General features: G+C 59.6%; 11 protein-coding genes. 3 read left to right on the forward strand and 8 right to left on the reverse strand.

Annotated elements, in window-relative coordinates:
• Positions 1-17 precede the first annotated feature (17 nt).
• The 7 genes from ispC to rpsB form a co-directional block, all read right to left on the reverse strand.
• Positions 18-1,208 (reverse strand): 1-deoxy-D-xylulose-5-phosphate reductoisomerase, encoded by a 1,191-nt coding sequence (gene ispC / locus KGB25_RS14700; RefSeq protein ID WP_008039399.1) that lies wholly within the window; start codon positions 1,206-1,208, stop codon positions 18-20.
• Positions 1,205-2,011: a phosphatidate cytidylyltransferase gene (locus tag KGB25_RS14705; RefSeq protein WP_008039396.1), complete on the reverse strand. Its 807-nt coding sequence runs from the start codon at positions 2,009-2,011 to the stop codon at positions 1,205-1,207. The genes ispC and KGB25_RS14705 overlap by 4 nt, the downstream gene beginning before the upstream one ends.
• Complete coding sequence (gene uppS / locus KGB25_RS14710) at positions 2,011-2,766, reverse strand: polyprenyl diphosphate synthase (protein ID WP_008039394.1); 756 nt, start codon at positions 2,764-2,766, stop codon at positions 2,011-2,013. The genes KGB25_RS14705 and uppS overlap by 1 nt, the downstream gene beginning before the upstream one ends.
• A gap of 13 nt (positions 2,767-2,779) precedes the next feature.
• Entirely contained in the window at positions 2,780-3,337 is a 558-nt protein-coding gene (frr, locus tag KGB25_RS14715; protein WP_008028968.1) for a ribosome recycling factor, read from the reverse strand.
• Positions 3,334-4,077, reverse strand: a complete 744-nt coding sequence (pyrH, locus tag KGB25_RS14720) for a UMP kinase (protein WP_003172271.1) — start codon at positions 4,075-4,077, stop codon at positions 3,334-3,336. The genes frr and pyrH overlap by 4 nt, the downstream gene beginning before the upstream one ends.
• 210 nt (positions 4,078-4,287) lie before the next feature.
• Positions 4,288-5,151, reverse strand: coding sequence for a translation elongation factor Ts (gene tsf, locus KGB25_RS14725; protein ID WP_008028965.1), 864 nt, complete (start codon positions 5,149-5,151; stop codon positions 4,288-4,290).
• 193 nt (positions 5,152-5,344) lie between these two features.
• Complete coding sequence (rpsB, locus tag KGB25_RS14730; protein ID WP_008028964.1) at positions 5,345-6,082, reverse strand: 30S ribosomal protein S2; 738 nt, start codon at positions 6,080-6,082, stop codon at positions 5,345-5,347.
• A gap of 373 nt (positions 6,083-6,455) precedes the next feature.
• Here rpsB and map point away from each other — a divergent pair, with 373 nt between their 5' ends.
• The 3 genes from map to dapC all read left to right on the forward strand — a co-directional run bounded on the left by map (position 6,456) and on the right by dapC (position 11,338).
• Positions 6,456-7,238: a type I methionyl aminopeptidase gene (gene map / locus KGB25_RS14735; protein ID WP_008028962.1), complete on the forward strand. Its 783-nt coding sequence runs from the start codon at positions 6,456-6,458 to the stop codon at positions 7,236-7,238.
• A gap of 45 nt (positions 7,239-7,283) precedes the next feature.
• Positions 7,284-9,986, forward strand: coding sequence for a [protein-PII] uridylyltransferase (locus tag KGB25_RS14740; RefSeq protein WP_223435462.1), 2,703 nt, complete (start codon positions 7,284-7,286; stop codon positions 9,984-9,986).
• A 152-nt stretch (positions 9,987-10,138) separates the two neighbouring features.
• Complete coding sequence (gene dapC, locus KGB25_RS14745; protein WP_008039390.1) at positions 10,139-11,338, forward strand: succinyldiaminopimelate transaminase; 1,200 nt, start codon at positions 10,139-10,141, stop codon at positions 11,336-11,338.
• Positions 11,339-11,378: 40 nt separating this feature from the next.
• Here the strand turns inward: dapC and KGB25_RS14750 are convergent, their stop codons facing one another.
• Positions 11,379-13,010 carry a Na+/H+ antiporter gene (locus KGB25_RS14750; protein ID WP_008039389.1) on the reverse strand — a complete coding sequence of 544 codons (1,632 nt, stop codon included), beginning with the start codon at positions 13,008-13,010 and terminating at the stop codon, positions 11,379-11,381.
• Positions 13,011-13,179: the final 169 nt, after the last annotated feature.

Here is a 13,179-nt window from a genome sequence, read left to right on the forward strand (position 1 = left end):
CCAACGTATTGCAGCACTTACCGCCCGTGACGACTCAACCACTGCCCGGCCAGTACTCGCGCTTTCGCGTCAGCCGTGAACACCGCCTCGAGATCATCCACCGCAACCACGGGCTCGAGATTTAACACTTCTTCGATGATACTCGCGATTTCCAGATAGCGAACCCGCCCGTCGAGAAAGGCCGCGACAGCCACTTCATTCGCCGCATTGAGCATGGCTGGCGCGCTATTGCCAGCCTCTGCGGCCTGACGCGCCAGGCGCAGGCATGGGAAACGCTCTTCATCGGGAGCCTGGAAATCCAGGCGCGCAATGGCAAACAGATCCAGCGGTGCGACACCCGAATCGATACGCTCCGGCCAGGCCAGCGCATTGGCAATAGGCGTGCGCATGTCGGGATTACCCAACTGAGCCAGGACCGAGCCATCGATGTAATCGACAAGCGAATGAATCACGCTCTGCGAGTGAATCACCACTTCGACCTGGGACGGCTTGGCATCAAACAGCCAGCAGGCTTCGATCAGCTCGAGGCCCTTGTTCATCATGCTGGCCGAATCTACCGAAATCTTGCGCCCCATGGACCAGTTCGGATGGGCACACGCCTGATCAGGGGTCACATGCACCAGTTCAGCCATAGGCGTCTGCCGGAAAGGACCACCGGAAGCTGTCAGCAAGATCCGACGGACACCGACCGCACCCAGCCCACGAGCAAAATCCTGCGGCATGCACTGGAAAATCGCGTTGTGCTCGCTGTCGATCGGCAGCAGCACCGAACCGCTTTTACGCACGGCCTGCATGAACAACGCACCGGACATCACCAGTGCTTCTTTGTTGGCCAGGAGTATTTTCTTGCCAGCCTCGACCGCCGCCAGCGTCGGGCGCAAGCCCGCCGCACCGACAATGGCGGCCATGACGGCATCGACTTCAGGATCGGCGGCGACCTGACACAGCCCCTCCTCCCCCACCAGAACGCGGGTCGACAACCCGGCCGCACGCAAGTCGTCCTGCAAGCCTCGGGCAGCGCCCTGCTCTGGCACAACGGCAAACCGTGGCGTATGACGGACGCACAACGCGAACAACTCACTCAGGCGAGTGAAACCGCTCAAGGCGAACACCTGATAACGCTCGGGATGACGGGCAATAACGTCGAGCGTGCTCAGGCCGATCGAGCCGGTAGCCCCCAGAACGGTAATCTGTTGAGGGCGGCTCACGGTGCCGCCATCCACAACAACACCGCGAACACCGGGATCGCTGCCGTCAGGCTGTCGATGCGATCGAGTACACCACCGTGGCCGGGCAGCAGATTGCTACTGTCCTTGACCCCGGACTGGCGCTTGAACATGCTTTCGGTGAGGTCACCCACTACCGAGATGAACACGATAATTGCGGCACCGATCAACCCTTTGAAAAGCTCGGCAACCGTCCAGTCGCGAACCAGGCCGACAATGACGGTGATGACCAGGCTCAGCGCCAGACCGCCATACACGCCTTCCCAGCTCTTGCCGGGACTGACCTGCGGTGCCAGCTTGCGCTTACCAAAGGCCCGGCCGGAAAAGTAAGCACCGATGTCGGCACCCCAGACCAGCACCATGACCGCCATGATCAACCAGTTGCCCAATGGGTATTGTTTGATCTGCACCAGACCTTGCCAGGCCGGCAGGAGAATCAACAGGCCGATCACCAGTTTGGTCGCCGCACTGGACCAACGCTCGCTCGAACGCGGATACGTCAACACCAGGTACGTCGCCACGCCCCACCACAGTACCGAAGCGCCCAACACCCAAGGTGCCAGGCCCGGCAGGATATGCATGACAAACAGCATCAACGCGACGACTGCAGCATAGGCAACGCGGATCGGCTGCTCAGTGAAGCCCGCCAGACGCGCCCATTCCCAGGCACCGAGGGTCACGACCAGCCCGATGAACAGCGCGAAACCGGAGCCTTCGAGCAGGAAAAACCCGCACAAGGCGATCGGCAGCAGGATCAGCGCGGTGATGATTCGTTGTTTGAGCATTAAACCCGGGCCCCAGCCTCGACCTGCTCGCTCGTTTTACCGAAGCGGCGCTGGCGAGAAGCAAAATCGGCCAGCGCGGTGCGCATGGCGTCGTGTTTGAAGTCCGGCCAGAACAGGTCGGAGAAGTACAACTCGGCGTAGGCCAGTTGCCACAGCAGGAAGTTGCTGATGCGGTGCTCGCCACCGGTACGGATGCACAAGTCCGGCAACGGCAGATCGCCAGTGGCCAGGCAGGTTTGCAACAGTTCCGGGGTGATGTCTTCCGGACGCAGATGCCCGGCCTGAACTTCCCGCGCCAGACGCTGTGCGGCTTGCGCGATGTCCCACTGACCGCCGTAGTTGGCGGCGATCTGCAGAACGAAGCGATTGGTGCCCGCGGTCATCGCTTCCGCTTCACGCATCGCAGCCTGAAGCTCTGGATGGAAACGCGAACGGTCGCCAATGATGCGCAGACTGATGTTGTTGTCGTTGAGGCGCTTGGCCTCACGACGCAACGCCTTGAAGAACAGATCCATCAAGGCACTGACTTCATCGGCCGGACGCTGCCAGTTCTCGCTGGAGAAGGCGAACAGGGTCAATACCTCGACCTTGGCCTCGGCACACACCTCGATCACTGCACGAACTGCGTCCACACCCGCTTTATGCCCGGCGACACCCGGCATAAAGCGTTTTTTCGCCCAGCGATTATTGCCATCCATGATGATCGCGACATGACGCGGCACCGCGGACGGCACTGACTGCTTGGTCTTTTCCATGAAAACGCGACCCTTATACGGCCATCAGGTCTTTTTCTTTCTGGGCCAAATTCGCGTCGATTTCAGCCACGTACTTTTTGGTCAGATCATCAATTTCACCAGTGGCGCGACGTTCTTCGTCTTCACTGATTTCCTTTTCCTTGACCAGATCCTTGAGCTGGCTGTTCGCATCACGACGGATGTTGCGCACGGCAACACGGGCATCTTCAGCGACATCGCGAGCCTGCTTGGTGAAGCCCTTGCGGGTTTCTTCGGTCAGGGCCGGCATGGAGATCAGCAGCAACTCACCCAGGTTGGTCGGGTTGAGGTTCAGACCAGCACTGCCGATGGCCTTGTCGACGGCGCCCAGCATGTTGCGCTCGAAAGCGACCACTTGCAGGGTACGGGCGTCTTTGACGGTGATGTTGGCGACTTGCTTGATCGGGGTGTCGGAACCGTAGTACGGCACCATCACGCCTTCGAGGATGCTTGGGTGCGCCTGGCCAGTACGAATACGGCCGAAGTTGTGCATCAGCGACTCGACGGATTTCTGCATACGCTCTTTAGCGTCTTTCTTGATTTCGTTGATCATTGTTGGCCTTCCTCGATCAGGGTCCCTTCAGCGCCGCCATGCACGATGTTCAGCAGGGCGCCGGGTTTGTTCATGTTAAATACGCGCAACGGCATCTTGTGGTCGCGGCACAGGCAAATGGCGGTCAGGTCCATCACACCCAGCTTGCGATCCAGCACTTCATCGTAGGTCAGATGATCGAACTTCTCGGCATGCGGGTCTTTGAATGGATCAGCGGTGTAGACGCCATCGACCTTGGTCGCTTTCAGCACGACATCGGCATCGATTTCGATTGCTCGCAGGCAGGCAGCCGAATCCGTGGTGAAGAACGGATTGCCGGTACCGGCCGCGAAGATCACGACTTCCTTGGCGTTCAGGTGGCGCATGGCTTTGCGACGATCGTAGTGATCAGTCACGCCAACCATGGAAATCGCCGACATCACGATGGCCGAGATATTGGCACGTTCCAGCGCGTCGCGCATGGCCAAGGCATTCATCACGGTGGCCAGCATGCCCATGTGGTCGCCGGTGACCCGATCCATGCCGGCCGCGCTCAGCGCTGCACCACGGAACAGGTTGCCGCCGCCGATCACCAGGCCGACCTGGACGCCGATGCCGACCAGTTGGCCGACTTCCAGCGCCATGCGGTCCAGAACTTTCGGATCGATCCCGAACTCTTCCGAGCCCATCAGGGCCTCGCCGCTAAGCTTGAGTAGAATGCGTTTATAGCGAGCCTGATAACCACTGCCCTGCTGAGCCATTGCGAATCTCTCCTGCGGCGTATTTTAAAAATTCTTTGCGAGCTGTTTACAGCTGGCGTTCACTCTAGCTTGGCGCTGCTTCAGCGCCATCGGAACATGGCTTTGTAAGCCAGTTCCAAAAGGAAACCAATTAAAAATTGGTGCCCCATCTGAAAAGAGGCTGCGCGCGTAAGCGGGCAGCCTCTTCAGGGCGACAGTTAAAAAACCGTCTTATTGCTTGGCGGCAGCCAGCTGGGCAGCAACTTCTTCAGCGAAGTTGTCGACCGGCTTCTCGATGCCTTCGCCTACTTTGAAGTAGGTGAAAGAAACGATTTCTGCACCGGCTTTCTTGGCCAGTTCGCCAACCTTGATTTCAGGGTTCTTGACGAACGCCTGCTCAACCAGGCTTGCTTCAGCCAGGAACTTGCTGATACGGCCTTTGACCATGTTCTCAACAATGTTTTCTGGCTTGCCTTTGATTTTTTCTTCGTTCAGCTGCAGGAACACGGCTTTTTCGCGCTCGATAGCTTCAGCAGAAACTTCCGATGGCAGCAGGAACTCAGGGTTGCTGGCCGCTACGTGCATAGCGATGTCTTTGGCCAGCTCAACGTCGCCGCCCTTCAGAACAACCGCAACACCGATTTTGTTGCCGTGCAGGTAACCACCAACAACATCACCTTCAACGCGAACCAGGCGACGGATGTTGACGTTTTCGCCAACCTTGCCGACCAGTACCAGGCGAGCAGCTTCTTGAGCTTCGATCAGCGGAGCGACGTCAGTCAGCTTGTCGGCGAACGCTTTTTCAACGCTGGCAGCAACAAATGCCTTGAAGTCGTCCTGCAGAGCCAGGAAGTCGGTCTGCGAGTTCACTTCCAGCAGAACGGCGGATTTACCGTCTTCTTTCAGAGCGATAGCGCCTTCAGCAGCCACGTTGCCTGCTTTCTTGGCAGCCTTGATGGCGCCCGAAGCACGCATGTCATCAATGGCTTTTTCGATGTCGCCGCCAGCCTTGGTCAAGGCCTTTTTGCAGTCCATCATGCCTTCGCCAGTACGCTCGCGCAGTTCTTTGACCAACGCTGCAGTAATCTCTGCCATTTCAAAATTCCTCTTGGATAGGTTTTCAACCATTCCACCCGATCGAACGGGCGTTCAATTCTTCCCGAACCACCCTTGTTAGCAGCTGCAAGTTACAAATGATGTAAATGCGCCACCGGACAAATGGTTTTCGAGGTGGCAAAAAGGGGGCCAAGCCCCCTTTTTGCTTACTGAGTCAACGCCAAGGCGTCAGTTACTCAGCTGCAGCTGCCGGAGCTTCTTCAACGAACTGCTCGGTGCCGCCAGCAACGTGGTTGCGACCGCGGATTACTGCGTCAGCCATCGAACCCATGTACAGCTGGATAGCGCGGATTGCGTCATCGTTGCCTGGGATGATGTAGTCAACGCCTTCCGGGCTGCTGTTGGTATCGACTACGCCGATAACCGGGATGCCCAGCTTGTTGGCTTCGGTGATCGCGATGCGCTCGTGATCAACGTCGATAACGAACAGAGCGTCTGGCAGACCGCCCATGTCCTTGATACCACCCAGGGAACGATCCAGCTTTTCCAGGTCACGGGAGCGCATCAGCGCTTCTTTCTTGGTCAGCTTGGCGAAAGTACCGTCTTCGGCTTGTACTTCAAGGTCACGCAGACGCTTGATGGAAGCACGGATGGTTTTGAAGTTGGTCAGCATGCCGCCCAACCAGCGGTGATCGACGTACGGCGAACCGCAACGTGCTGCTTCTTCAGCAACGATCTTGCCAGCGGAACGCTTGGTGCCGACGAACAGAATCTTGTTTTTGCCCTGGGCCAGACGCTCTACGAAAGTCAGAGCTTCGTTGAACATTGGCAGGGTTTTTTCAAGGTTGATGATGTGGATCTTGTTACGCGCGCCGAAAATGTATTTACCCATTTTCGGGTTCCAGTAACGGGTCTGGTGACCGAAGTGCACACCGGCCTTCAGCATATCGCGCATGTTGACTTGGGACATGATAGTTCCTTAATAAGTCGGGTTTGGCCTCCACGTATCCCAATGACCAACCAGCAGCATCAGCTGAAGGCACCCAGGTCATCGTGTCGACACGTGTGTGGATTTAAGCCTTTCGGGGTATCCCCGGAAAGCGGCGCATTTTATATCACAAGGCTCGCAAAAACGGAACCCGGATTCTCAATTCCTGACGCGCGCCTTTATCCGCGCCCTTGGAATCGCTCAAGAATGCGCCTATCTATAGAGAGAAGCGATGTACAGAGGCTCAGATTTGCGCTGTTCGTCTGTTAGAATCGCGTTTTTCAGGGCGGTAAAGATTGATCGCACACTGCCCATTCCGTTTTGACAAGCGCCATCGAGCGTAGAGAGAGCCTGTATGACCGTCACCCTCAAAACCCCGGAGGACATCGCAAAAATGCGTGTCGCCGGCAAACTGGCCGCCGATGTGCTGGAAATGATTGCTGAACATGTCAAGCCGGGCGTCACCACTGAAGAGCTGGACCGCATCTGCCACGACTACATCGTCAACGTGCAGCAGGCCATCCCTGCCCCGCTCAACTACAAAGGCTATCCGAAGTCGATCTGCACCTCGATCAACCACGTGGTCTGCCACGGCATCCCGAACGAGAAGCCATTGAAAGACGGCGACACGCTGAACATCGACGTCACCGTCATCAAGGACGGCTACCACGGCGACACCAGCCGCATGTTCCACGTCGGCACCGTGCCGGTCTGGGCCGAACGCCTGTCGCAAGTGACCCAGGAATGCATGTACAAGGCCATCGAAATCGTCAAACCCGGCTGCCGCCTGGGCGACATCGGTGAAGTGATCCAGAAGCACGCCGAAAAGAACGGCTTCTCGGTGGTTCGCGAGTTCTGCGGCCACGGCATTGGCAAGGTGTTCCACGAAGAACCGCAGATCCTGCACTACGGCCGCGCCGGCACCGGCATGGAACTGAAAGCGGGCATGACCTTCACCATCGAGCCGATGATCAACCAGGGCAAGGCCGACACCAAGGTGTTGGGCGATGGCTGGACCGCGATCACCAAGGACCGCAAGCTCTCGGCCCAGTGGGAACACACCCTGGCAGTGACCGAAACCGGTTACGAGATCTTCACCCTGCGCAGCGACGACACCATCCCGCGCGTTTCGGCCTGATCCGGTCCGCACAGCTCTCAGCCTTATAGATAGGAAAGCCAATCGATGCCGCAGGTGGATCCCGAACTCTTCGACCGTGGCCAGTTCCAGGCTGAACTGGCCCTGAAGGCCAGCCCGATCGCGGCCTTCAAGAAGGCCATCCGCCAGGCACGCGAGGTGCTCGACGAGCGCTTTCGCAGCGGCCGGGAGATTCGCCGGCTGATCGAGGATCGTGCGTGGTTCGTCGACAACATCCTGCAAAAGGCCTGGGAGCAGTTCAACTGGAGTGAAGATGCCGACATCGCGCTGGTCGCGGTCGGCGGCTACGGTCGCGGGGAATTGCACCCTTATTCCGATATCGATTTGCTGATCCTGCTGGACAGCGCCGACCACGAAGTTTTCCGCGATTCCATCGAGCGTTTTCTGACGTTGTTGTGGGACATCGGCCTGGAAGTCGGTCAGAGCGTTCGCTCGGTTGAAGAATGCGCCGTTGAAGCCCGCGCCGACCTGACGGTTGTCACCAACCTGATGGAAAGCCGCACCATCTGCGGCCCCGAGCATTTGCGCCAGCGCATGCTCGACGTCACCAGCACTGCGCACATGTGGCCGAGCAAGGACTTCTTCCTGGCCAAGCGCGCCGAGCAGAAAGCCCGTCATCACAAGTACAACGACACCGAATACAACCTGGAACCCAACGTCAAAGGCTCGCCCGGCGGACTACGGGATATTCAGACGATTCTGTGGGTCGCCCGTCGCGAATACGGCACCCTGAACCTGCGGGCATTGGCCGGCGAAGGGTTTCTGGTCGAGAGCGAAAACGCCCTGCTGGCTTCATCCCAGGAATTCCTGTGGAAAGTCCGCTACGCGCTGCACATGCTCGCCGGCCGCTCGGAAGACCGCTTGCTGTTCGACCACCAGCGTTCGATTGCCGGCCTGCTGGGGTTCAAGGGCGATGACGCCAAGCAAGCCATCGAAAACTTCATGCAGCAGTATTACCGGGTGGTCATGAGCATCGCCCAGCTCAGCGACCTGATCATCCAGCACTTCGAGGAAGTCATCCTCGCGCCCGAAGACGAAGCGCCGCCGCAGCCGATCAACTCGCGGTTCCAGTTGCACGATGGCTACATCGAGGCGCGCAACGACAACGTGTTCCGCCGCACGCCGTTCGCCATGCTCGAAATCTTCGTGCTGATGGCCCAGCAACCGGAAATCAAAGGCGTGCGCGCCGACACCATTCGTCTGCTGCGGGAAAACCGGCACCTGATCGACGACGATTTCCGCAACGACATTCGCAATACCAGCCTGTTCATCGAACTGTTCAAGTGCAAGATCGGCATTCACCGCAACCTGCGGCGGATGAACCGTTACGGCATCCTCGGGCGCTATTTGCCGGAGTTCGGCTTCATTGTCGGGCAGATGCAGCACGACCTGTTTCACATCTATACGGTCGATGCGCACACCCTGAACCTGATCAAGCACCTGCGTAAGTTGCAGTACACGCAAGTGTCGGAAAAATTCCCGCTGGCCAGCAAGCTCATGGGCAAGCTGCCCAAGCCCGAGCTGATCTACCTCGCCGGCCTGTACCACGACATCGGCAAGGGCCGGCATGGCGATCACTCGGAAATCGGCGCAGTGGACGCCGAAGCCTTTTGCCAGCGCCATCAATTGCCGATCTGGGACAGCCGCCTGATCGTCTGGCTGGTGCAGAACCATCTGGTGATGTCGACCACCGCCCAGCGCAAGGACTTGTCCGACCCGCAGGTGATCCATGATTTCGCGCAGATCGTCGGTGACGAAACCCGCCTGGATTACCTGTACGTGCTGACCGTCGCCGACATCAACGCCACCAACCCGACGCTGTGGAATTCCTGGCGCGCCAGCCTGCTGCGCCAGCTCTACACCGAGACCAAGCGTGCGTTGCGTCGCGGCCTGGAAAACCCGGTGGATCGCGAAATGCAGATCCGCCAGACCCAGAGCGCAGCCCTGGACATTCTGGTACGCGGCGGCAACGACCCCGACGACGTCGAGCAGTTGTGGTCGCAACTGGGCGATGACTATTTCCTGCGTCACACCGCCGGCGATGTGGCCTGGCACACCGATGCGATCCTGCAGCAGCCGGCCGATGGCGGCCCGCTGGTGCTGATCAAGGAAACCACCCAGCGCGAGTTCGAGGGCGGCACGCAGATCTTCATCTACGCGCCGGACCAGCACGACTTCTTCGCCGTGACCGTGGCCGCGATGGACCAGCTCAACCTGAACATTCACGACGCCCGGGTCATCACCTCCAGCAGCCAGTTCACCCTCGACACCTACATCGTGCTCGACACTGACGGCGACTCGATTGGCGATAACCCGGCCCGGGTCAAACAGATCCGCGAAGGCCTGACCGAAGCCCTGCGCAACCCGGACGATTACCCGACGATCATCCAGCGTCGCGTACCGCGCCAGCTCAAGCATTTCGCATTTGCACCTCAGGTGACGATCCACAATGACGCCCAGCGCCCGGTGACGGTGCTGGAGCTCAGCGCCCCGGATCGCCCGGGCTTGCTGGCGCGGATCGGTACGATTTTTCTGGAATTCGACCTGTCGCTGCAGAACGCCAAGATCGCCACGCTCGGCGAGCGTGTGGAAGACGTGTTCTTCATTACCGACGCCAACAACCAACCGTTGTCTGACCCACTGTTGTGCAGCCGTTTGCAGGATGCGATCGTCGAACAGCTCAGTGTCAGCCAGGAACCCGATATCAAGCTGTCGCGCATAAGCATTTGAATTGGCCGGCTCTTTGTAGGAGCTGGCTTGCCAGCGATGGACTTGAAGGCCCCGCGCTTACCCGATAAGCACGCGTCATCGTTAACGACCATCGCCGGCAAGCCAGCTCCTACACAGGGCAGGCAGGCCTCCACATTGAACGAGATCTACCGATGAACAACGCTCTGTCCCAGTTGCAGCCTTACCCGTTCGAGAAGCTCCGCGCCCTGCTCGGCAGCGTCACGCCAAACCCGGACAAGCGCCCTATCGCGCTGTCCATCGGCGAGCCGAAGCACCGTTCGCCAAGCTTTGTCGCCGAAGCCCTGGCAAGCAATCTGGACCAGATGGCCGTCTATCCGACCACCCTCGGCATTGCGGCCCTGCGTGAAGCCATCGCCGCGTGGTGCGAACGCCGCTTCAACGTGCCGAACGGCTGGCTCGACCCGGCGCGCAACGTACTGCCGGTGAACGGCACCCGCGAAGCGCTCTTCGCGTTCACCCAGACCGTGGTCAACCGTGGCGACGACGCCCTGGTGGTCAGCCCGAACCCGTTCTATCAGATCTATGAAGGTGCCGCGTTCCTCGCCGGCGCCAAGCCGCATTACCTGCCGTGCCTGGACGAGAATGGCTTCAACCCGGATTTCGATGCCGTTTCCCCGGACATCTGGAAGCGTTGCCAGATCCTGTTCCTGTGCTCGCCGGGCAACCCGACCGGCGCGTTGATCCCGGTCGAAACCCTGAAAAAGCTGATCGCCCTGGCCGATGAGTACGACTTCGTGATCGCTGCGGACGAGTGCTACAGCGAACTGTATTTCAACGAACAAACCCCGCCCGCCGGCCTGCTCAGCGCCTGCGCGGAACTGGGCCGCAAGGACTTCAAGCGCTGCGTGGTGTTCCACAGTCTGTCCAAGCGCTCCAACCTGCCGGGCCTGCGTTCGGGTTTCGTGGCCGGTGATGCCGACATTCTCAAAGGCTTCCTGCTGTACCGCACCTACCACGGCTGCGCAATGCCGGTTCAGACTCAACTGGCCAGCGTTGCCGCCTGGAATGACGAAGTGCATGTGCGCGCCAACCGTGCGCTGTATCGCGAGAAGTATGACGCGGTGCTGGAAATCCTCGGCCCGGTGATGGACGTACAGCGCCCGGATGGCGGTTTTTACCTGTGGCCGAATGTTGAAGGTGATGACGAGGCGTTCTGCCGCGATCTGTTCGTCGAAGAACACGTGACCGTGGTGCCTGGCTCTTATCTGTCCCGTGACGTTGACGGTGCGAATCCGGGTGCCGGTCGGGTGCGCATGGCGCTGGTTGCGCCACTGGCCGAGTGTGTGGAAGCCGCTGAACGCATCCGCGCCTTCATCCAGCGCCGCAAATAAACACAAACCTGTAGGTGCCGGCTTGCCGGCACGAGCGACGCTATTTCACCTGCCCCAGATTGGCTTCGCTCAAGTCCAGCTCCCCCAGCACCTCGCGCAACACGTCATCACCAATCTGGTGGTGACGGCTGAGCTTATACAACTCCAGGCGTTGCGCCCGCAGCGCCTTCAAGCGCAGACGCCGCTCCAGCAGGTCCATCTGAAACGCCAGCGCCTGGGCTTCCGCCGAATCGTTGAACACCTCCAGTTGATGCCGATACTCGGACATGATCCGTGCCTTGAGTTCGACAGCGAGCGCCGCCTGGGCGGCGTCCTGCGGATTGGCCTCTTCGGTTTCGAGCGCATGAATGGCGGCTTCGGCGGTCTTGCGCCAGGCATCGCGTACTTCACTGCGACGTTTGTCGTCAGGGCTCTTCTCGATGCCGCGCAGCAGCAATGGCAATGCAATACACGCGGCAATCAGCGACAGCAGAATGACCCCGGCCGCGATGAAAATCAGCAGATCACGCTCAGGAAACGCCTCATTCCCCATCAGTATCGGCACTGACAACACACCCGCCAGCGTCACCGCACCGCGCACCCCACCGACGGTCAACAACCAGCAGGAGCGCGCCGTCGGCACTTGCGTCATTTCGCCCTTGCCGCGCCAACGACGCAGCAGCCCCGACAATCGCCAGATGCTCTGCACCCAGACAAACCGCAACACCACCAACACCAGGAAAATCGCCACCACGTCGAGGCAGCGATACAGCAGCGTTGGCCACAACGACGTTTCGTGGCTGGCCACGGCTTTGATGATGTCCGGCAACTGCAAACCCAGCAGCAGGAAGATCAGCCCGTTAAACGCGAACTCCAGCAGTGACCAGACGCTGCGGTTGAGCAGTCGGGTGCTGGTCTGGCGCGGCAGCAGATCGAGCCAGCTCTGCATCATCCCGGCCGCCACGGCAGACAGAATCCCCGAGCCCCCCAGGCGTTCGGCCAGCACGTATGCCGCAAACGGCAGCAACAACATGAAGACCACGTGAGTCGCCGGATCATCCCAACCGCGAGCAATCATCCACGAGCGCAAACGCCCGACCAGCCAGCTCAACGCAACACCGACCGCCAGGCCACCAACCGCCACCAACACGAACGTCAGGCTAGCGTTGGCCAGCGAGAACACCCCGGTCACCGCCGCGACCAGGGCGAACTTGAAGGTCACCAGGCCCGACGCGTCATTCATCAGCGCCTCGCCCTGCAGCATGTGCATCAGTGGTGTCGGCAGTCGGTTTTGAGAAATCGCCGAGACGGCCACGGCATCCGTCGGCGACAACACCGCCGCCAGGGCAAAGGCCACCGGTAGCGGAATGCTCGGCAACAACCAATGAATGAAGTAACCCGCACCGACGACGGTAAACAGCACCAGGCCGACCGCCAAGGTCAGGATCGGCCCCCGCAATCGCCAAAGTTCGCGCTTGGGCATGCGCCAGCCGTCGGAGAACAGCAGCGGTGGCAGAAACAAAAACAGAAACAATTCCGGGTCCAGGGCGACGTGCAAACCGAGCGTCGGCCAGGCCAGCAAGGCGCCGGCACCGATTTGCACCAGCGGCAATGGCAACGGGATCACGCGTCCGACCAGGCGCGAAACACTGACCAGCATCAACAGGATCAGGACGGTGTAGGCGGTTTGCATAAAGCGCGGTTCCCGGACAATCGACAGCATTGAAGTGCCATATTAGCCGCTTAGACTGCGGGTTGACCGTTGTACCAATGTCGCAGGCTGTCGCCAGTCTCGAAAAAACCCCAAACCCTGTAGGAGCCGAGCTTGCTCGCGAAAGCGGCAGGTCAGCCACTATCAATGT

Origin of the sequence: Pseudomonas sp. BF-RE-21 (assembly GCF_019947305.1) — a bacterium.
Taxonomy (GTDB): Bacteria; Pseudomonadota; Gammaproteobacteria; order Pseudomonadales; family Pseudomonadaceae; genus Aquipseudomonas; species Aquipseudomonas migulae.